The 19,893-nt window shown below is 72.1% G+C and carries 14 protein-coding genes; 4 read left to right on the top strand and 10 right to left on the bottom strand.

The window, feature by feature from the left end; genetic code table 11:
- Positions 1 to 10: 10 nt before the first annotated feature.
- Positions 11 to 1,024 (bottom strand): hypothetical protein, encoded by a 1,014-nt coding sequence (locus GTW67_RS17885; protein WP_161165826.1) that lies wholly within the window; start codon positions 1,022 to 1,024, stop codon positions 11 to 13.
- Between the two features lie 157 nt (positions 1,025 to 1,181).
- Between GTW67_RS17885 and GTW67_RS17880 the strand changes: the two genes are divergently transcribed.
- The 3 genes from GTW67_RS17880 (at position 1,182) to GTW67_RS17870 (ending at position 8,503) form a co-directional block, all read left to right on the top strand.
- Positions 1,182 to 2,555 carry an alpha-amylase gene (locus GTW67_RS17880; RefSeq protein WP_161165825.1) on the top strand — a complete coding sequence of 458 codons (1,374 nt, stop codon included), beginning with the start codon at positions 1,182 to 1,184 and terminating at the stop codon, positions 2,553 to 2,555.
- A 132-nt stretch (positions 2,556 to 2,687) separates the two neighbouring features.
- Positions 2,688 to 8,099, top strand: coding sequence for a pullulanase-type alpha-1,6-glucosidase (gene pulA / locus GTW67_RS17875; RefSeq protein ID WP_161165824.1), 5,412 nt, complete (start codon positions 2,688 to 2,690; stop codon positions 8,097 to 8,099).
- Positions 8,100 to 8,149: 50 nt separating this feature from the next.
- Positions 8,150 to 8,503, top strand: a complete 354-nt coding sequence (locus GTW67_RS17870) for a 5-carboxymethyl-2-hydroxymuconate Delta-isomerase (protein WP_161165823.1) — start codon at positions 8,150 to 8,152, stop codon at positions 8,501 to 8,503.
- Position 8,504: 1 nt separating this feature from the next.
- On the opposite strand, the gene GTW67_RS17865 is transcribed toward GTW67_RS17870, so the two are convergent.
- The 3 genes from GTW67_RS17865 to GTW67_RS17855 all read right to left on the bottom strand — a co-directional run bounded on the left by GTW67_RS17865 (position 8,505) and on the right by GTW67_RS17855 (position 12,325).
- The gene (locus GTW67_RS17865) at positions 8,505 to 9,194 is read right to left on the bottom strand and encodes a TetR/AcrR family transcriptional regulator (RefSeq protein WP_161165822.1); all 690 of its coding nucleotides are present in this window, start codon (positions 9,192 to 9,194) and stop codon (positions 8,505 to 8,507) included.
- Positions 9,195 to 9,251: 57 nt separating this feature from the next.
- Positions 9,252 to 10,322: a PDR/VanB family oxidoreductase gene (locus tag GTW67_RS17860; protein WP_161165821.1), complete on the bottom strand. Its 1,071-nt coding sequence runs from the start codon at positions 10,320 to 10,322 to the stop codon at positions 9,252 to 9,254.
- A 77-nt stretch (positions 10,323 to 10,399) separates the two neighbouring features.
- Positions 10,400 to 12,325: an amino acid adenylation domain-containing protein gene (locus tag GTW67_RS17855; RefSeq protein WP_161165820.1), complete on the bottom strand. Its 1,926-nt coding sequence runs from the start codon at positions 12,323 to 12,325 to the stop codon at positions 10,400 to 10,402.
- A 137-nt stretch (positions 12,326 to 12,462) separates the two neighbouring features.
- Here GTW67_RS17855 and GTW67_RS17850 point away from each other — a divergent pair, with 137 nt between their 5' ends.
- Positions 12,463 to 12,891, top strand: a complete 429-nt coding sequence (locus GTW67_RS17850; protein ID WP_161165819.1) for a hypothetical protein — start codon at positions 12,463 to 12,465, stop codon at positions 12,889 to 12,891.
- Positions 12,892 to 12,962: 71 nt separating this feature from the next.
- Here the strand turns inward: GTW67_RS17850 and GTW67_RS17845 are convergent, their stop codons facing one another.
- From GTW67_RS17845 to glnII, 6 genes are all read right to left on the bottom strand, one after another.
- Positions 12,963 to 14,489, bottom strand: coding sequence for a DUF1996 domain-containing protein (locus GTW67_RS17845; RefSeq protein ID WP_161165818.1), 1,527 nt, complete (start codon positions 14,487 to 14,489; stop codon positions 12,963 to 12,965).
- 132 nt (positions 14,490 to 14,621) lie between these two features.
- The gene (locus tag GTW67_RS17840; RefSeq protein ID WP_161165817.1) at positions 14,622 to 15,275 is read right to left on the bottom strand and encodes a response regulator; all 654 of its coding nucleotides are present in this window, start codon (positions 15,273 to 15,275) and stop codon (positions 14,622 to 14,624) included.
- Entirely contained in the window at positions 15,260 to 16,528 is a 1,269-nt protein-coding gene (locus GTW67_RS17835) for a sensor histidine kinase (protein WP_161165816.1), read from the bottom strand. The genes GTW67_RS17840 and GTW67_RS17835 overlap by 16 nt, the downstream gene beginning before the upstream one ends.
- A 52-nt stretch (positions 16,529 to 16,580) precedes the next feature.
- Positions 16,581 to 17,600: an SDR family oxidoreductase gene (locus tag GTW67_RS17830; RefSeq protein ID WP_161165815.1), complete on the bottom strand. Its 1,020-nt coding sequence runs from the start codon at positions 17,598 to 17,600 to the stop codon at positions 16,581 to 16,583.
- Positions 17,601 to 17,668: 68 nt separating this feature from the next.
- Positions 17,669 to 18,259, bottom strand: a complete 591-nt coding sequence (locus GTW67_RS17825) for a winged helix-turn-helix domain-containing protein (protein ID WP_161165814.1) — start codon at positions 18,257 to 18,259, stop codon at positions 17,669 to 17,671.
- 391 nt (positions 18,260 to 18,650) lie between these two features.
- Complete coding sequence (glnII, locus tag GTW67_RS17820; RefSeq protein WP_161165813.1) at positions 18,651 to 19,682, bottom strand: glutamine synthetase; 1,032 nt, start codon at positions 19,680 to 19,682, stop codon at positions 18,651 to 18,653.
- Positions 19,683 to 19,893 lie beyond the last annotated feature (211 nt).

Below are 19,893 nucleotides of genomic sequence, written 5' to 3'. Positions count from 1 at the left end.
GGCACGTCCGTCATCCGGCGTGACGTGCCCACTGGGCGGCCCGGACCGTCCCCTCCTCGATGGCCCGCCGGGGCAGGCCCAGGCCGAGCGACGTCTCCAGGGCGTGGAAGTAGAGCGCGAACTCGTCCTCCAGCTCCGGGTGGTCCAGCTCGGCACGGCGCAGGGCGCGGTTGAGGAAGTCGAGCGGGCCGCCCCGGTCGAAAGGGGCGCGGCCGTGGTCGTACCAGATCATCTCGATGACGCCGTTCTCGTCGTCCTCGACGCGGCGGCCGTCGCGTAGGTAGTCGAAGGTGTAGATGGCCTTCGCGGAACAGGCGCTCAGCCGTACGGTCTCCGTGATCCCCAGCGCGGCGAGGGCCTCCCGTCCGCCCGGGGTGCCGGGCGAGTTCTCGTGGTGGAGCAGGAACGCCCAGTCGCCCGCCTGTCCGTAGGCGCAGGACCGCCAGAGCGTGTCCCACTCGTCGCCCTCCATGCCGCGCAGGTCCGCCAGGGTGGTACCGGCGGCGACCTGTTCGGGGTCGGCCCCGTGGAGCAGCGCGATCCGTTCGGCGTCGGCCTGCCCGCCGCGGAAGAACGTGAGGGTGGTGTACGGCTCTTGGTCGTGCCAGGAGCCGGCGATCCAGGCGAAGCCTTCCAGGGGATCGAGTCCGCACGGCTCCGCCGGTTCCGAGCCGTCCACGCCGCCGCCGCGGAACCGGCGTCCCCACGCGGGGTCGATCCGGTCCAGCAGCGCGGCCCGCCCGGTCACGGACTCGGCATGCCGTCGCACGGCTTCCTCGGCGATGCGGTACAGCGTCTCGTCGAGGTCCCGGGTGAGGAAGACGTGGTCGTACCGGCCGGCATAGCCGGAGACCGAGCCGTCGTCCTCCAGCACGAGGTGGAGGCCGCTGGTCTCGTCCAGCTCGTGGTCCTCGTACTGCTCGTACGAGGCGCACACGGGCGGGAACATGTCGTCGTCCAACAGGTACGTCTCCGACGCCCGTCGGTGCCACGCCTGTCTGAGGGTGTCCTCGCTGATCCGCATGGCGGCAGTATGCGGGCGGGCACTGACAACGGGCGCTTTCCCGGATCGATTTCGGTCCGGGTGGTGTCCTTTCAGCCCGGTGGGTCCTACCATCTGCGTCACCCGCAACCTTGCTGAAGTTTTCAGCAAGAGCCTTCAACGAAGAAGGAACCCCCACATGGCACGCAGAGCCCTCACGGGGGCCGTCGCTCTGGCGGCGGCCACCTTTGTCATGGCCCCAACGAACGCACAGGCGTCCCCGCCCGGCGCCAAGGACGTCACCGCCGTCCTCTTCGAGTGGGACTTCGCCTCCGTCGCCAAGGAGTGCACCAGCACCCTCGGCCCCGCCGGCTACGGCTACGTGCAGGTCTCCCCACCCGCCGAGCACATACAGGGCGGGCAGTGGTGGACCTCGTACCAGCCCGTCAGCTACAAGATCGCCGGACGGCTCGGCGACCGCGCCGCCTTCCAGAACATGGTGAACACCTGCCACGCGGCCGGTGTGAAGGTCGTCGCCGACGCCGTGGTCAACCACATGTCCGCGGGCAGCGGCACCGGCACCGGCGGCTCGTCGTACAGCAAGTACGCCTACCCCGGGCTGTACTCCTCGTACGACTTCGACGACTGCACCGCGCAGATCACCAACTACCAGGACCGGTACAACGTCCAGCACTGCGAGCTGGTCGGCCTCGCCGATCTGGACACCGGCGAGGAGTACGTCCGCAAGACCATCGCCGGGTACCTGAACGACCTGCTCTCCCTCGGCGTGGACGGCTTCCGCGTCGACGCCGCCAAGCACATCCCGGCCGCCGACCTGGCGAACATCAAGTCCCGGCTGTCCAACCCGTCCGTGTACTGGAAGCAGGAGGTCATCCACGGAGCCGGCGAGGCCGTCCAGCCCACCGAGTACACCGGCAACGGCGACGTGCAGGAGTTCCGCTACGCCTACGACCTCAAGCGCGTCTTCAACAGCGAGAACCTCGCCTACCTGAAGAACTACGGCGAGGGCTGGGGGTATCTGAGCAGCGGCTCCGCCGGTGTCTTCGTCGACAACCACGACACCGAGCGCAACGGCTCCACCCTCAACTACAAGGACAACGCCACCTACACCCTGGCCAACGTCTTCATGCTGGCCTGGCCCTACGGCGCCCCCGACGTCAACTCCGGCTACGAGTGGTCCAGCGCCGACGCGGGACCCCCCAACGGTGGCCGGGTGAACGCCTGCTGGCAGGACGGCTGGAAGTGCCAGCACGTCTGGCCCGAGATCAGGTCGATGGTCGCCTTCCGCAACGCCACCCGCGGCCAGGCGGTCACGAACTGGTGGGACAACGGCAACGACGCCATCGCCTTCGGACGCGGCAGCAAGGGCTTCGTCGCCGTCAACCACGAGTCCGGCTCGCTGAACCGCACCTACCAGACCTCGCTGCCCGCCGGGACGTACTGCGACGTCCAGGGCAACAGGACGGTCAGCGTGAACGGCTCCGGACAGTTCACCGCGACGCTGGGCGCCAACACCGCGCTCGCCCTGTACGCGGGCAAGTCGGCCTGCTGACGGACCTCATGGGCAAGGGTCGTGAAATTTCTTTCCGTTACTTTCATGACCCTTGCCGCAACTCTTGCGGCGGCGCTACCGTCACGCCGGGGTCGGACCCGATAGAGCCGCAACCGCAAGGAGTTCACACCGGTGATACCGAGATGGCCGGCGCCTGTGAAGCGCCGAACCGCCGCGTCCGCAGGGGCAGCGGCCGTCACCGTCGCCGCCCTCGCGGCGACACTCCTGAGTGCCCCCGCCGCGCGGGCCGACGCCCCGCCCGCGCCCCCGTCGGACGCGAAGCTGGCGAAGACCGCCGCCCGCCACGACCTCACCCGCGAGCAGTTCTACTTCGTCCTGCCGGACCGCTTCGCCAACGGCGACACCCGCAACGACAAGGGCGGCCTCACCGGCACCCGCCTCACCACCGGCTACGACCCCACCGACAAGGGCTTCTACCAGGGCGGCGACCTCAAGGGCCTCACCGACCGGCTCGACTACATCAAGGGCCTGGGCACCACCGGCATCTGGATGGCGCCCATCTTCAAGAACCAGCCCGTGCAGGGTACCGGCGAGAACGCCTCGGCCGGCTACCACGGCTACTGGATCACCGACTTCACCCAGGTCGACCCGCACTTCGGCACCAACCAGGACCTCAAGAACCTCATCTCCAAGGCGCACGCCAAGGGCATGAAGGTCTTCTTCGACGTCATCACCAACCACACCGCCGACGTCGTCGACTACGAGGAGAAGTCCTACGACTACCTCTCCAAGGGCGCCTTCCCCTACCTGACCAAGGACGGGCAGCCCTTCGACGACGCCGACTACGCCGACGGCTCCCGCCGCTTCCCCCGCGTGGACGCCGGCTCCTTCCCGCGCACGCCGACGGTCCCGGCCGCGAAGAAGAACCTCAAGGTCCCGTCCTGGCTCAACGACCCGGCCATGTACCACAACCGGGGCGACTCCACCTGGGCCGGCGAGTCGACCACCTACGGCGACTTCTCCGGCCTGGACGACCTGTGGACCGAACGGCCCGAGGTCGTCAGCGGCATGGAGAAGATCTACGAACGGTGGGTGAAGGACTTCGCCATCGACGGCTTCCGCATCGACACCGTGAAGCACGTCAACATGGAGTTCTGGACCCAGTGGGCGACCGCCCTGGACGCCTACGCGGCGAAGCGGGGCCGCGACGACTTCTTCATGTTCGGCGAGGTCTACTCCGCCGACACCTCCGTCACCTCCCCGTACGTCACCCAGGGCCGCCTGGACTCCACCCTCGACTTCCCCTTCCAGGACGCGGCCCGCGCCTACGCCTCCCAGGGCGGCAGCGCCAGGAAGCTCGCCTCGGTCTTCGGTGACGACTGGAAGTACACGACCGACAAGGCCAACGCGTACGAGCAGGTCACCTTCCTCGGCAACCACGACATGGGCCGCTTCGGCACCTTCCTCAAGCAGGACGACCCGAAGGCCACGGACGCGGAGCTGCTGAAGAAGGACCGGCTCGCCAACGAGCTGATGTTCCTCAGCCGCGGCAACCCGGTGATCTACTACGGCGACGAGCAGGGCTTCACCGGCGCCGGCGGCGACAAGGACGCCCGCCAGCCCATGTTCGCCTCCCGCACCGCCGACTACCTGGACGACGACCAGCTCGGCACCGACCGCACCCACGCCGTGGCCGCCTACGACCCGAGCGCGCCCCTGTACCGGCAGATCAGCGCCCTCGCCAAGCTCCGCAAGGCCAACCCGGCCCTCGCCGACGGCGTCCAGACCGAGCGCTACGCCGCCGACGGCGCCGGCGTCTACGCCTTCTCCCGCACCGACGCGAAGACCGGCACCGAGTACGTCGTCGCCCTCAACAACGCCGACGCCGCCAAGACGGCCACCTTCGCCACCGGTTCGCCCGGCATGACCTTCCGCGGCCTCTACGGCACCGACGCCACCGTGCGCTCCGGCGGCGACACGAAGGTCACCGTCACCGTGCCCGCCGGCTCGGCGATCGTCCTCAAGGCCGCCGGCAGGCTCGCCGCGCCCGCCACCAAGCCCGCGGTCGCCCTCCACGCGCCCGAGCCCGGCGCCACCGGCACCGTCGAGCTGACGGCCGACGTCACCGGCGGACAGCTCAACCGCGTCGTCTTCGCCGCCCAGACCGGCAACGGGAAGTGGCGCACCCTCGGCTCCGCCGACCACGCCCCCTACAAGGTCACCGACACCATCGGCGCGGACACCCCCGCCGGCACGGCCCTGCGCTACAAGGCGGTCGTCGTCGACTCCGCGGGCCGCACCGCGAGCGCCACGGCGGCCTCCACGACCGGCACCCCGCCCGTCGAGCAGCCGCCCGCCGCGGCCTCCCGCGACTACGCGATCGTCCACTACAAGCGCGAGGACGGGAACTACGGCGACTGGGGCCTGTACGCCTGGGGCGACCTCGCCGACGGCGAGGCGACCACCTGGCCCGCCACCCATCCCTTCACCGGCCGCGACGCCTACGGCGCCTTCGCCTGGGTCAAGCTCAAGCCGGGCGCGTCCCACGTCGGCTTCCTCGTCATCGACAAGGACGGCAACAAGGACGTCGCCGCCGACCGCACCATCGACGTGACGCAGACGGGCGAGGTGTGGATCGAGCAGGGCAAGGAGCAGACCGCCACCGAACGGCCCGAGTACCCGGCCCAGGACACCACCAAGGCCGTCCTGCACTACCACCGCGCCGACGGCGCCTACGACGGCTGGGGCCTGCACGTCTGGGGCGGCGCCGCGAACCCCACCGACTGGTCGAAGCCGCTCGCACCGGTGAAGACTGACTCCTATGGCGCGGTCTACGAGGTGCCCCTCACCGAGGGTGCCACCAGCCTCAGCTACATCCTCCACAAGGGCGACGAGAAGGACCTGCCCACCGACCAGGCCCTGGACCTCACGGCGAACGGCCACGAGGTGTGGCTCGTGAGCGGCCAGGAGAAGTACCTGCTGCCGCAGCCCGCCGGCTCGGCCGCCGCCGTCGACCTCACCACCTCCAAGGCCGTCTGGATCGACCGGGACACCGTCGCCTGGAACGGCTCCGAGGGCGCCGCCTCCACCCAGCTGCTCGCCTCCCGCAACGGCTCGGTCAAGGCGGTCGACGGCACCCTCACCGCCGACGACGCCCAGTGGCTCCGCCTGACGAAGACGACTCTCACCGACGCCCAACAGGCGAAGTTCCCGCACCTGAAGGCGTACACCGCCTGGTCCGTCGACCCGCGCGACCGCGGCCGGGTCCGCGAGGCCCTGCGCGGCCAGGTCGTCGCCGCCCAGCACGCCGCCAACGGTGCCGTGCTCGCCGCGACCGGCGTCCAGACCGCCGGCGCCCTGGACGACCTCTACGCCGGCGCCACCAAGTCGGCCCTCGGCCCGGTGTTCCGCCACGGCAAGCCCACGCTGTCCGTGTGGGCGCCGACCGCGCAGGACGTGACGCTGGAGATCGACGGCCGCACGGTCGCCATGCGCCGCGACGACGCCACCGGCGTCTGGTCCGTCACCGGCCCGGCGTCCTGGAAGAACAAGCCCTACCGGTACGTCGTCCGGGTGTGGGCGCCCAGCGCCGGCAAGGTCGTCACCAACAGGGTCACCGACCCCTACTCCCTCGCCCTGACCACCGACTCGCAGCGCAGCCTCGTCGTCGACCTCGGTGACCGCGCGCTCGCCCCGCGCGGCTGGGACACGTACCGGAAGCCGAAGGCGGTGCCGCTCAGGGACGCCCAGATCCAGGAGCTGCACGTCCGTGACTTCTCCGTCGCGGACGGCACGGCAGAACCGGACCACCGGGGCACCTACCTCGCCTTCACCGACCAGGACAGCGACGGCTCGAAGCACCTGCGCGAACTGGCGAAGGCCGGCACGTCCTACGTGCACCTGCTGCCCGCCTTCGACATCGCCACGATCCCCGAGAAGAAGTCCGACCAGGCGACGCCCGACTGCGACCTCGCCTCCTACCCGGCCGACTCCGACAAGCAGCAGGAGTGCGTGACGAAGGCCGCCGCCAAGGACGCCTTCAACTGGGGCTACGACCCGTACCACTACACGGTCCCCGAGGGCTCCTACGCCACCGACCCGGACGGCACCGAGCGCACGGTCGAGTTCCGGAAGATGGTCAAGGCGCTCAACGACGACGGGCTGCGCGTCGTCATGGACGTCGTCTACAACCACACGGCGGCCAGCGGCCAGGCGGACACCTCCGTCCTCGACCGGATCGTCCCCGGCTACTACCAGCGGCTCCTGGCCGACGGCTCGGTCGCGAACAGCACGTGCTGCGCCAACACGGCCACCGAGAACGCCATGATGGGCAAGCTGGTCGTGGACTCGATCGTCACCTGGGCCAAGGAGTACAAGGTCGACGGCTTCCGCTTCGACCTCATGGGCCACCACCCGAAGGCCAACATCCTCGCGGTCAGGAAGGCGCTGGACGAGCTGACCCTCGCCGAGGACGGCGTCGACGGCAAGAAGATCATCCTGTACGGCGAGGGCTGGAACTTCGGCGAGGTTGCCGACGACGCCCGCTTCGTCCAGGCCACGCAGAAGAACATGGCCGGCACCGGCATCGCCACGTTCTCCGACCGGGCCCGCGACGCCGTGCGCGGCGGCGGCCCCTTCGACGAGGACCCCGGCGTCCAGGGCTTCGCCTCCGGCCTCTACACCGACCCCAACTCCTCGGCCGCCAACGGCACCGAGGCCGAGCAGAAGGCCCGCCTGCTGCACTACCAGGACCTGATCAAGGTCGGCCTCAGCGGCAACCTCGCCGCGTACCGCTTCACCGACACCGACGGCAAGGAGGTCAAGGGCTCCGACGTCGACTACAACGGCGCCCCCGCCGGCTACGCCGAGGCCCCGGGCGACGCCCTCGCCTACGCCGACGCCCACGACAACGAGTCCCTGTTCGACGCGCTCGCGTTCAAGCTGCCCAAGGGCACGTCCGCCGACGACCGGGCCCGCATGCAGGTCCTCGCCCTGGCCACGGCCGCCCTCTCGCAGGGTCCGGCGCTGTCCCAGGCCGGCACCGACCTGCTGCGCTCCAAGTCGCTGGACCGCAACTCCTACGACAGCGGCGACTGGTTCAACGCCCTCCACTGGAACTGCGCCGACGGCAACGGCTTCGGCCGGGGACTGCCGCCGGCCGCCGACAACCAGGACAAGTGGCCGTACGCCAAGCCCCTGCTGACCTCGGTCAAGGTCGGCTGCCCGCAGATCCGGGGCGCCTCGGCGGCGTACCAGGACCTGCTGAGGATCCGTACGGGCGAGCAGGACTTCTCCCTCGCCACGGCCGGCCAGGTGCAGTCCCGGCTCTCCTTCCCGCTCTCCGGCAAGGACGAGACACCCGGCGTGATCACCATGCGCCTCGGAGACCTGGTCGTCGTCTTCAACGCGACCCCCGAGGAGCAGCGGCAGCGGCTGGGCGACGCGGCCGGCACCGGCTACCGGCTGCACCCGGTGCAGGCGTCCGGAGCCGATCCCGTCGTGAAGAGGGCCGCCTACGCCGAGGACTCGGGCACCTTCACGGTCCCGGCCCGCACGGTCGCGGTCTTCACCCGCGCGGGCTAGCGGGACGTCCCGGCTAGGGTGCTCCTGTCCGCCGTAGAACAGGAGCACCCATGCCGCAGATCACCATCGAGCGTTCCGCCTGGTTGGACGACGTCGACTGGGAGGAGCTGGCGGTCGCCCTGCACCCGCTGGTCGTCGAGACGGCCGCCGCGCGACTGGAGGCGTGCAAGACGCGGGTCCTGCGCGGCGAGGAGGACGTCGTCGGCGCCGAGAAGGAGCGGCACGCCATCGTGGACGTCTCGATCGCCCTGCTCGCCGGCCGCTCCGACGAGACCAAGGCACGGCTCACCGAGGCCGTGGTGGAGCTGCTGCGCAAGCACGTCCCGCCCAGGGACGGCGTCACCCTCCACCTGTCGGCCGAGGTCCGCGACCTCGACCCGTCCTACCGCAAGGCCGAGATCTGAGCTACGACGCCAGCCGGGTCAGCCGGCCGACCAGGTCCGTGAACGGTCCGTCGGCCGGCTCGTCCTTCAGGACGCCGCGCAGCAGGGCGCCCATCTCCTCGTCGTGGGCCGCGCTCACCGCCAGCAGCGCGGCGAAGTCGTGGACGAGCTGCACCTCCAGCTCGGCGCGGGGGATGCGGCGGCCGTCCAGCCAGATCAGGGCCGTCGACTCCGCGAGCGAGATCCAGGAGCGGACCACCAGTTCCAGGCGGGCGGGCGCCTCGGTGACGTCCAGGTGCGAAAGGATCTGGACATACGCGGCCTGCCGTACGGAGTCGACGAGCGCGTTCGTCGTGGACGAGCCGACGGCCGGGCCGCCGCGCATCAGCGCCGAGAAGCCGGGGCCGTGCTCGTCGACGAAGTCGAAGTAGCGGCCCATCACCCGCAGCAGCCGCGCCCCCAGCGGACCCTGGCGCGGCTCCACGAACCGGGCCGCCAGATCACTGGACGCGCGCCGCAACGCGGCCTCGTACAGGCTGAGTTTGCCGGGGAAGTAGTGGTAGACCAGCGGGCGCGAGATGCCCGCGGCCGACGCTATCTCGTCGATGGAGACCTCGTCGGGCGAGCGGCGGCTGAACAGATCGAGCGCGACGCCGATCAACTGCTGCCGCCGCTCCTCGACGCCCATTCTGCGGCGTACCCCGGTAGTCATACGAACACCTTACCGATCGAATCCAGCCCTTGAACGGGCCGGATCGGGCGCGGGCGTTCACATGTCCAGCACGAGCCGCGTCCCCCGGCAGCGCGAGACGCAGATGAGCATCGAGTCGCCCCGCTCCGAGTCGGTGAGCAGCTCGTCCCGGTGGTCGATCTCCCCTTCCAGCACCGTCTGTTGGCACGTCCCGCACCAGCCCTGCTCGCAGGAGTACGGCGTGTTCGGCAGCGCGGTGCGCACGGCGGCCAGCACCGACGAGTCGGCGGCCACGGTGAGGGTGCGCCCGCTGCGGTGCAGCTCGACCTCGAACTCCCCGTCGCCGCCCGCCGTCGTGCGCGGCGCGAACCGCTCCAGGTGCAGCGCGGTGCCCTCCGGGAGCCGCTCCTCGACGGCCGCCATCAGGCCCTCGGGGCCGCAGCAGTAGACGGCCGCCCCCTCGGGGAGGTCCGCGAGGAAGGCGTCCAGGTCCGGCAGCCCGTCCTCGTCCTCGGCGACCACGGTGACCCTTCCCCGATCGGCGTCCAGCTTCTCGACGTCCTCCAGAAACGGCATCGAGGCCCGCGTCCGCCCGCCGTACAGCAGCCGCCACTCGGTGCCCTCCGGCAGCGCCCGCAGCATGGGCAGGACGGGGGTGATGCCGATGCCGCCGGCGACGAACACGTACGCGGGCGCCTCGACCAGCGGGAAGCGGTTGCGCGGTCCGCGCACCTCCAGCTCCGTGCCCTTCTGCACCTGCTCGTGCACCTCGCGCGAGCCGCCCCGCCCGTCCTCGACCAGCCGCGTGGCGACGGTGTACGACGAGGTGTCCTCCGGGTCGCCGCACAGGGAGTACTGGCGGACCAGCCCGGACGGCAGGACCAGGTCCACATGGGCGCCCGGCTCCCAGCGCGGCAGGTCGTGGCCCTCCAGTCGGATCCCGACGACCCCGTCGGCCAGGCGCTCGTGCGCGGTGACCAGCAGAGTCAGGCCACGGGCCGCGGACCGCCCGGAGGCCGTGGCCTTCGCCGCGGACGCCGCCCTCGGCGACGGGTCCGGGCCCCGGCCCCGCACCACCCGCCGGACGACCAGCGCGGCCCCGGCCACCACCACCAGGGTCTTCAGCGTGGAGACATGCTTGTTAGACATACCGTCAATGTACTGACGAGTAGGCCCGCCAGGAACCCCTGTGCGGCGACTTGTTGACGCTGGCGTCAGCAAGCGGGCTAGCCCAACCCGCCGAGCGTCCGTCCGTCCGTCAGGGTGCCCTTCAGCTCGGCCTGCGCGCCCTGCTTCGCTTTCGCCGTCAGCAGGTTGCCGTCGGCGGAGCCGCTGACCCCGCCCGTCGCCTCGATCGACTCGGTGTCCCGGCCGCCGGCGGCCAGCAGGTACCAGTGCCCGCCCTCCGACTTCCACAGCACCCCGGCGAGGACATGGGGGTCGCGCTTGCCGCACGCCGGTGCGTCCTCGGCCTTCGCGGCCACCGCGCCCTGCTTCCCGCCCGGCGTCCGGAACTGCGCCATCACCCGCGCACCGTCCCCCCGCCAGGTCTCGGCCCGCGTGCACACCCACTCGCCCGACCCGGTGTCGTCGGGCAGCGGCTGGCTCGCGAACTCCCAGGCGTTCACCGACCGCACCCCCTGCCCGCGCACCGCGCCCAGGGAGCACGCGTACGGCGCCCAGGTGTGCAGCGCCCCGGCACCGGACGCGTCCTTGGTCTTCCCGGGCCGCCCGCTGGTGAGGCGGGCCGGGACCAGCTCGCCGAGGTCGCTCATCAGACGGGTGTGCGAGCCGTCGGTCAGCTGGAGCACGTTCCAGGACGTGCAGTCCCCGGTGCGCTGGACCGGCGTGGCCAGCGGCGAGGTCACCCCGTCGGTCAGCGTCAGGTCCATCGCCCCGGACCGCGGCTTCACCAGGTCCCGCTCGGCCGCCTTCGTCACCCAGGGCGCCGTCAGATAGCGCACGTTGCCGTCGGCCCGGCCCAGCACCACCGCCGTCGCCTCCGTCCGGCCGGCCCCGTCGGCCCGCGCGAAGTCGAGCGCGGCGCCCGCCGTGCCGTCCTTCGGCTCGGCGTACCGGACGATGCGCAGACCGTCGTAGAGGATCACCACGTGCGCCGTGTCGACGGTCCCGGCGTACAGCAGTTGCGGCGGTCCGGCGGGGCCGCCGCTCGCGGTGCCGGCCGTCGCCGAGACCCGTACGTTCCCGCCGGGGCGGGCCCAGACGGCGAGGGCGCGGCGCAGCAGCTTCTCGTCGCCGGCGAGGGCGCCACGTGCCGGCCACACCGAGAAGTCGGTGCGCGCGGACGTCTTCCAGGCGGTGGGCGCCGCCCTCGTCAGCCGGCCCGGGTCGAGCGCGGCCTCGGCCGCCGGGTTGCGCGCGTACGCCGGGGCGGCGGCGCCGTCCGGGCCCCAGCCGTCGCCGGGCAGGCTCAGCAGCGCCCCGCACACCACCAGCGCCGCCCCGGCGACCAGCGCGGCCTTCGTGTGCCGGCGGCGCCGCATCAGATCGGTGGGCCGGGCCTGGAGCGAGCAGGGGTCGAACTCGGGGGAAGCGAGCAGCGCGTACTGGTCCGCCACCTCGTCGGCCTCGCGCAGCGCGGCGTCCGCTTCGGCCTCGGCGACCCCGGCGGCCGTGAGCACGCGCCGTACGTCGCCGTCCGGGAGCCGGTCGAGACCGCGCAGCGCGTACGCCGCCCGGGCCGGGCCGGACAGCGCGGACAGCCGCTGGTCCAGGGCGAGTTCGTCGGCGCCGCCCGAACGCGGGAACAGCTTGAGCCCCCACACGTGCGGGAGCAGCGGCGGCAGCTGGGACCGCCTGGGCCACGCCAGGCGCCGCAGCGGCCGCCCCGCCTCCAGGGCCGTCCGCACGACCCGCAGCCGCACCAGGGCGTACCCCGGGTCGCCCTCGCGGCCGGTCGACTGGGCCGGGATCACGGGCGTCATCGTCCGGGCGCCGGGCAGCGCGCGCTGCGTCAGGGCGTGCGCCGTGAGCACCCGGCGGCTGCGGCCGAGATCGGGCGGCAGCACCAGGTAGGCGAGGCGGACCAGGCCCGGATAGTGCTCGACGAGCGCGGCCTCGGCCTGCTCGACATCGACGACCGGGTCACCGGCGGACGGTGCATGGCGTTTGGCGACATCCTGTGACTGCACGTCCAGCAGAACGAGCCAGTCGGCCCGGGGTCACCCGGGGTGCCGTTGAGTGCTTCGCGCCCCGCCGCCGTATCGATGGCCGGGGCCCCTTGCCGGGGCTCCGTGCGGCATGTCGCCGGAAGGGACCGGAGGAACACATGAGGCTGACCCGACCGCTGCTCGCGCTGGCCGGAGCGGTGACGGTACTGGCGCTGGCGGGCTGCGCGTCCGAGGGGGACGGTGAGGCCGTGCCGGACACGGCGACCGGGAGCCTGGAGCACCTGGCCGCCGAGGCCGAGTGCGACCCGGACCTCCAGACCGACGCGGACACCATCCGCCAGGCCATCTGCGTCAAGGGCGACGAGAAGTACATCCTCGCCACCTTCGCCACCGACCGCGGACAGCGCGAGTGGATCGACACGGCGAAGGACTACGGCGGCTACTACCTCGTCGGCCGCAAGTGGGTCGCCGTCGGCCACGAGGACGTCGTGTCCGGCCTGCGCGGCCGGCTCGGCGGCACCCTGGAGCAGGGGACGCAGCACGGGGGCGGCTCCCATGAGGCCGGCCACGCCGGTCACGGCGGCTGAAAGCCCGCGGGGAGGGCCGGTGGCGGATGTCCTGTCCGCCACCGGCCCTCCCGGTTCCGTCATCGACGGGACTACGTGCAGTCCCGGCCGCTGTTGATGCAGCCGACCACCTTGTTCATCAGGTTCTCGTCCATGACGTTGATGAAGTCGTTGTGGTCGGTGATCGGCTTGTGCAACTGCTCCGGGAAGCCGTCCACGGCGTACGGGTTTTGCACCTGGCCGTTCTCGACGGTGGGGGCGGGCACGTCGTACACCAGCCGGACCTGGAGCTGGGGGATGGCCTGGAAGCCGTCCGGGCAGCTGCCGTCCTCGCGGACGAAGGCGACGTGGTCCCGGTGGTTGGCGCTGTCGATGTTCTGGCCGTCCCAGCAGCTCTGGAAGTTGGACGTGCGCACGACCTGGCTGCCCTCGGGGCAGATCACGTACTTGTCGGTCACCTGCCGGTCCTCGAAGCCGGTGCAGCTGAACGAGCTGTTGGCGTTGGCGACACCGTTGGTGAAGGCCTTGGCGTCACCGGTGATGATCCGGAGGAACTTCGGCATCGCGACGACCTCGCTCCGCTTGTTCCCCACGTACTTGATCTCGGCCTGGGAGGCCTTGAGGATCTTGCCGACGTTGCCCTCGGCGCCGCCGCCCAGGTCGCCCGCGTCGAACTCCGCGGTGCCGTCCTGGAGCCGTAGCACGGGCCAGTAGTACGTCGACCTGTCGCCCTGGTTCTGGCACGAGGTGTCCGCGCCGGCCAGGTCCTCGTCGCTGGAGAAGGCGTTGTTGTTCTGGTTGCCGACGTAGTCGTGCGTGTGGTGGGCGCCGTTGTCGACACCCGGGGCCACGATCAGGTTGTCGCTGTTGAACAGGTTGTTCTCGTTGACGCCGCACACGGCGGTGAACGTGCCGGTCGACCCGCCGTCCCCGTCGGCGGCCAGGCCGTTCTCCAGGCCGCGGGAGCCCGGCTGCACGTCGTTGATGTCGACGAAGTCGTCGGCGAAGGGGCCCGCGGCTCCGTTGCCGTTGTCGCCCTGGTTCTGGCCGTCGCCGCCGTCCTGACCGCCGTCGCCGCCCTGGTCGCCGTTGTCCTGACCGCCGCCGTCGCCGCCTTGGCCGTCGCCGCCGTTGCCGTCCTGCGGCCGGTCCGCGGGACGGCCCTGGCAGGTGGCCAGGTCGTCCAGGTTGTCGTCCGCCCGGCCGCCGGCCCGGTTGATCTCCAGCTGGATCCGGTCGATGATCACCTTCCGCCGGTCCCTGAGCGGCCCGAGGATGTCGTTGTCGACGTACCGGGGGTCACCGGCCTGCGCGCGCCGCGTGGTGGCGAGGCGCTGATAGGCGTCGGTGATCTGGCTGTCCAGCGTGGCCAGTTCACCGTCCACCTCCCCGCGGGCCCGGTCCGGCACACCGGACATCCGCTGGCCCACGTCGGGGCAGTCGATGGTGGCGACCTGCGCCGCGGCCGACCGCGTCCGGTCGTGGCCCCCGTGCTCCTCGTGGGCCGAGGCGTAGAAGTTCGCCCAGACCAGCCCGCCCCCACCGAGCGCCAGGGCCGCCGCCCCGGCAACGGCTTTCGCGGCCAGCGGCATTCGGCGTTTTCTTGTGTTGCGTCCCATGGAACTCCTCTGACTTCCTTGCGGGGCATCGAGGCGCCCGACAGGAGTGAAGCGGCTCCCCTCCATACGGAAGCCGCTCCGGAGGTGTTCACCCGTACCGGCAATTGAGGAGTCCGGTGGGGCCGGTGTGACTCAGCGGCCGTGGTCCAGATAGGCCAGAACCGCCAGTACACGGCGGTTGTCGTCGTCCGAGACCTCCAGACTCAGCTTGGCGAAGATGTTCGCGGTGTGCTTCGCGATCGCGCGCTCGGTGACGACGAGCTTGCCCGCGATCGCCGCGTTGGTCCGCCCCTGCGCCATCAGCTCCAGCACCTCCAGCTCCCGGGGCGTCAGCCGCTCCAGCGGCCGGTCCTCCGCCGCACGCCGGCTGAGCAGCTGCTGGATGACCTGCGGGTCCATCGCCGTACCGCCCGCCGCCACCCGCCGTACGGCGTCCACGAACTGCTCCGCGTCGAACACCCGGTCCTTGAGCAGGTACCCCACCCCGCCGCTGCCGTCGGCCAGCAACTCCCGCGCGTACAGCTGCTCCACGTGCTGGGACAGCACCAGCACCGGCATCCCGGGGCGGTTGCGGCGGGCCTCCAGGGCGCACTGAAGGCCCTCGTCCGTGAGGGTCGGCGGCAGCCGGACGTCGACGACGGCGACGTCCGGCTCCAGTTCGGCCAGCGCCCGGGTCAGCTCGGGCCCGGTCTCGACGGCCGCGGCGATCTCGAAGTCATGGGCCTCCAGGAGCCGGACCAGCCCGTCGCGCAGCAGGAACAGGTCTTCGGCTAGGACAACGCGCAAGGGATCTCCATGGTGACCATGGTGGGGCCGCCCGCCGGGGAGCTGACGGCCAGGACGCCGTCGAATGTACCGAGCCGCCGCTCCACCCCGGCCAGCCCCGTCCCCGCACCGGCCGCCGCACCGCCCTTGCCGTTGTCGGTGACGGAGACGCGCAGCCGCCCGTCGGCGTGGTGGACGTCGACCCAGATCCGGTCGGCGCCGGAGTGCTTCACGGCGTTGGTGAGCAGCTCGCTGACCGCGAAGTACGCGGCCGCCTCCACGGGCGCCTCCGCACGGCCGGGCAGGTCCACCTCCGTCTCGACGCGGAGGGGCAGCCGCAGCGCCAACGCCCTTACGGCGTCCCCGAGTCCGCGTTCGGCGAGGACCGGCGGGTGGATGCCGCGCACCAGCTCCCGCAGCTCCGTCAGCGCCTCCCCGGAGGACTGCCGGGCCTGCGCCAGCAGCTCGCGGGCCTTCGCCGGGTCCTTCTCCAGCAGCGCCTCGATGGTGCCGAGGTCCATGCCCATGGCGACCAGCCGGGCCTGCGCCCCGTCGTGCAGGTCCCGCTCGATGCGGCGCAGTTCGGCGGCGGAGGTGTCGACGGCGTCGCGGCGCGTCTCGGTCAGCACCCGCACCCGCTCGGCCAGTTCGACGTCACCGTCGCCGAGGAGGACGGCGGTGAGCCGGAAGTGGGCGTGCAGCGCGCGCGGGGCGAGCCAGAGGGCGGGGACGAGGAGGACGACGGCCAGCGCGGCGGCGTAGTACGCGGAGGTCTGGTCGGTGACGTGCACGAACCCGTACCAGTACCCGTCGGGCAGGACCCGCCACAGCCCGGCCGCGATCACGAACCCCTCCAGCGGATACAGGGGCAGCGCGAAGGCGAGCAGGGCGAGGACGAAGCCCGCCGTCATGTCGGCCGGCAGCCAGCGGAAGTCACGCCAGGTCGCCGGGTCGCGGAGCATGCCGAAGGTGCGGGCCCACGGGTTGGCGTCCGCCGGCAGCGGCCGGTACGCCCGCGGGATCCGCACCCCGCCCCACTCGGCGGCCAGCAGCCGCCGCCGGTCCGCGAAGTACCGCACCCCCGTCAGCACCCACGGGGTGGTGACGATGCCGACGCCGATGGGGACGAGCGCGACCGACACCAGGGTCAGGACGAAGCACAGCACCGCCCCGGGCAGGCAGATCAGCGCCAGCGCCAGCCCCCGCACGGCCGCCAGGCCCACGTCCCGCACCCGCATCCCGCCGCCACCGTCGCTCGTCGTCTCGAAGCTCATGGCCCCAGTCTCGCGGAGCCGGCCAGACGGGTCACTGGGCCGGGCCCCCCGGTCAGGGGGTGGTGCCAGGTACACCCCCGTCCGCCGCGAGCACCTTCGTCTCCGTCTCCGGGTCCAGGCCCACCGGCGGCCGGTCGGGGCGCTGCGGTGCCGTCCCGCCGATGTCCCGCAGCCAGGTCCACGTGTCGGCGACTGTCTCGGCGACCGGCCGGCAGCGCAGGCCCGTCGCCAGGGCGCGGGAGACGTCGGCCGTGTGCAGGGCGTCGTGCAGGTCGCTGCCCGGCGGCACCCACACCGGCAGCTGCGTCCACGGCTGGACGCCGGCGTCGAGGACGGTGCCGGGGTCCGTCCAGCGCAGCTCGGCCGCGGCGCCCGTGACCCCGACGCAGGCGTCGAGCAGGGCGCCCATCGTGGTGTGCCCCGGCGCGGAGGCCAGGTTGAAGGGCCCGCTCAGCTCCTGCTCCACCGCGCCCAGGGTCCAGTCGGCCAGGTCGCGGACGTCGATGTACTGGAGCGGCAGGTCCCGGGGTCCGGGCGCGAGCACCGGCCCGCCGCGCGCGACGCGGTTCAGCCACCACGGCAGCCGCCCGATGTTCTCGTACGGGCCGAGGATCAGGCCGCTGCGCACGAGCACCGAGCGGTCCGCGCCGAAGGCGTCCAGCACGGCCAGCTCGGCGCCCCGCTTGTCCCGGGCGTAGTCGCTCTGCCCGGCGTCCGCCGCCGCGCCCTCGACCAGCGGGGCGTCCTCGGCGTACCCGGCGGGCGGGGCCCACGCGTACACCGAGCAGCTCGACACGTACACGTACCGTCCGGCGCGGCCGGCCAGCAGCCGCGCCGAGTCCCGCACCGCGCTGGGCACCGCCGACCAGGTGTCGACGACGGCGTCCCAGGTGCCCTCGGCGAGGGTGGCGAGCCCGTCGGGGTCGGTGCGGTCACCGTGCAGCGACCGCACCCCGGGCGGGGGAGCGTGCCGTCCCCGGTGGAAGACGGTCACCTCCCAGCCCCGCCCGAGCGCGGCCTCCACCACGGCCCGCCCCACGAACTCCGTACCGCCCAGCACCAGTAGCCTCATGCGGTCACTGTGCCCGGCGCTGCGGCCCGGGGGAACGGCTCTCTGCCGACAGCAGAGCTCAGGCGTCCTCAGCGGCCGGTGGGCGGGGTGTACTTGTAGCCGACCCGCCGTACGGTCTGGATGGTCCGGCGGTGCTCGGCGCCCAGCTTGCGGCGCAGCCGGGCGACGTGCACGTCCACGGTGCGGCCGTCGCCGACGTGGCCGTAGCCCCACACCGTGGTGACGAGCTGGTCGCGGGTGTGCACCCGGTGCGGGTGCGCGACGAGGTGGGCGAGCAGCTCGAACTCGAGGTAGGTCAGGTCGAGTTGGCGTCCGTCCACGGAGGCGGTCCGGCGCGCGGCGTCGATCCGGACGAGCGGGTCGTCGCCGAGGGCGCCGGCCTCCTCGCCGTCCTGCCGCGCCGTGGCGGGCACGGCGACCGGCGGGAAGGGCGGCTGCTGGTCGGCGGGGACGAGCACCAGGTAGCCAACCATGGGCGGCCGGCCCGGCAGCGTGGGCAGGGTGTGCGGGGGAGCGGGCAGCCAGGTGGCGCCCGGCGGCAGGAAGTCGGTGACGTCCACCACCTCGTCCCGGTCCACGGCGCGCAGCCGGTGGCGGGCCGGGGCGGCGGGGGAGGGGGCGGTGACGGGAGCGGTGGAGAGGGAACGAGTGGTCGCCATGAGAGGTCAGCTCTTTCGCGCGAGGAGTTCGTCGGGAGGACGACGGCCGCGGCGCGGCGGCCGGGGCGTCGGGGACGTACGTCGTGCGCGTCGGCGAAAGCCGGGACTACGGCTTCACAGGGCCGGCGCGGTCGTCGCGCGGCAACACACCCGGTCGAAGTCGTGGTGCTGACGGGAAGGCCAGAAGGGCTCGAGGTCGTGGCGACCCGTCGCGGCGTGCTTCTGGAAGGCGGACATGGGTCCATTGAAGCAGACGTCCGCGCGGGACAGGAGACTCCTCTCACTGCTTGGACGTCTTTCCGGGCGTCCCCTGACGCCTCGTCGGCCGGAAAACGACGCCGAAAGGGGCGCCCGCCACGAAGGCGGGCGCCCCTTTCCGGGACCGCGCGGATCAGACCTGGCCGGCCTTCTCCAGGGCGGAGCAGCAGGTGTCCACCAGCAGGCGGGTCACCACGTACGGGTCGACGTTGGCGTTGGGACGGCGGTCCTCGATGTAGCCCTTGCCGTCCTTCTCGACCTGCCACGGGATGCGGACCGAGGCACCGCGGTCGGAGACGCCGTAGGAGTACTCGTTCCACGGGGCGGTCTCGTGCAGGCCGGTCAGGCGGTCGTCGATGCCCGCGCCGTAGTTCTTGACGTGGTCCATGGGCTTCGAGCCCTCGCCGAGCGACTCGCAGGCGGTGATGATCGCCTCGTAGCCCTCGCGCATCGCCTTGGTGGAGAAGTTGGTGTGCGCGCCCGCGCCGTTCCAGTCGCCCTTGACCGGCTTGGGGTCGAGGGTGGCGGAGACGCCGAAGTCCTCGGCGGTGCGGTAGAGCAGCCAGCGGGCCACCCACAGCTGGTCGGAGACCTCCAGCGGCGCCAGCGGGCCGACCTGGAACTCCCACTGGCCGGGCATGACCTCGGCGTTGATGCCGGAGACACCCAGACCGGCCTTCAGGCAGTTGTCCAGGTGCGCCTCGACGACGTCGCGGCCGAAGATCTCGTCCGAGCCGACACCGCAGTAGTAGCCGCCCTGCGCGGCCGGGAAGCCGCCCTCGGGGAAGCCGAGCGGACGGGCGCCCTTGAAGAAGGTGTACTCCTGCTCGATGCCGAAGATCGGCTCCTGCGCGGCGAACCGCTCGGACAGCTCGGCGAGCGCGGCGCGGGTGTTGCTGGGGTGCGGCGTCATGTCCGTGTCGAGGACCTCGCACAGCACCAGGATGTCGTCGCCGCCGCGGATCGGATCGGGACAGGAGAAGACCGGCTTGAGCACGCAGTCCGAGGAGCTGCCCTCGGCCTGGTTGGTGGAGGACCCGTCGAAGCCCCAGATCGGCAGGGCGTCCAGACCGGCGGGGGCATCCGTGATGATCTTCGTCTTGGAACGGAGCTTGGCCGTCGGCTCGGTGCCGTCGATCCAGATGTACTCAGCCTTGAAGGTCACGGGGCCACATCCTTCGGGGTGGGTCTGGGCGCACTTGCGGGTGCTGCGGCGCTGCGGCACTGGACGCCGCGTCTACTGCCGTGCAGCGTGTCAACGGGCGATTTCCCGTCCGTTGCCCGTATGTGAACCCCGTGTTACCGCGGGTGGATGTGGCACGACTCACGCCCCCGGCGCCTCCGCCCGGTGCGGGGCGGGGCGTCGGGGGGTGAGT

Origin of the sequence: Streptomyces sp. SID5910 (genome assembly GCF_009862125.1) — a bacterium.
GTDB lineage: Bacteria > Actinomycetota > Actinomycetes > Streptomycetales > Streptomycetaceae > Streptomyces.
Note: the sequence above shows the minus strand (reverse complement) of the source record. Positions and strands in the feature narration are given on the sequence as shown.

What these genes read in the sequence shown, in the direction of transcription:
- GTW67_RS17885 (WP_161165826.1), bottom strand. Translation starts at nt 1,024, where the DNA reads ATGCGGATCAGCGAGGACACCCTCAGACAGGCGTGGCACCGACGGGCG.
- GTW67_RS17880 (WP_161165825.1), top strand. Translation starts at nt 1,182, where the DNA reads ATGGCACGCAGAGCCCTCACGGGGGCCGTCGCTCTGGCGGCGGCCACC.
- GTW67_RS17870 (WP_161165823.1), top strand. Translation starts at nt 8,150, where the DNA reads ATGCCGCAGATCACCATCGAGCGTTCCGCCTGGTTGGACGACGTCGAC.
- GTW67_RS17865 (WP_161165822.1), bottom strand. Translation starts at nt 9,194, where the DNA reads ATGACTACCGGGGTACGCCGCAGAATGGGCGTCGAGGAGCGGCGGCAG.
- GTW67_RS17860 (WP_161165821.1), bottom strand. Translation starts at nt 10,322, where the DNA reads ATGTCTAACAAGCATGTCTCCACGCTGAAGACCCTGGTGGTGGTGGCC.
- GTW67_RS17850 (WP_161165819.1), top strand. Translation starts at nt 12,463, where the DNA reads ATGAGGCTGACCCGACCGCTGCTCGCGCTGGCCGGAGCGGTGACGGTA.
- GTW67_RS17845 (WP_161165818.1), bottom strand. Translation starts at nt 14,489, where the DNA reads ATGGGACGCAACACAAGAAAACGCCGAATGCCGCTGGCCGCGAAAGCC.
- GTW67_RS17835 (WP_161165816.1), bottom strand. Translation starts at nt 16,528, where the DNA reads ATGAGCTTCGAGACGACGAGCGACGGTGGCGGCGGGATGCGGGTGCGG.
- GTW67_RS17830 (WP_161165815.1), bottom strand. Translation starts at nt 17,600, where the DNA reads ATGAGGCTACTGGTGCTGGGCGGTACGGAGTTCGTGGGGCGGGCCGTG.
- GTW67_RS17825 (WP_161165814.1), bottom strand. Translation starts at nt 18,259, where the DNA reads ATGGCGACCACTCGTTCCCTCTCCACCGCTCCCGTCACCGCCCCCTCC.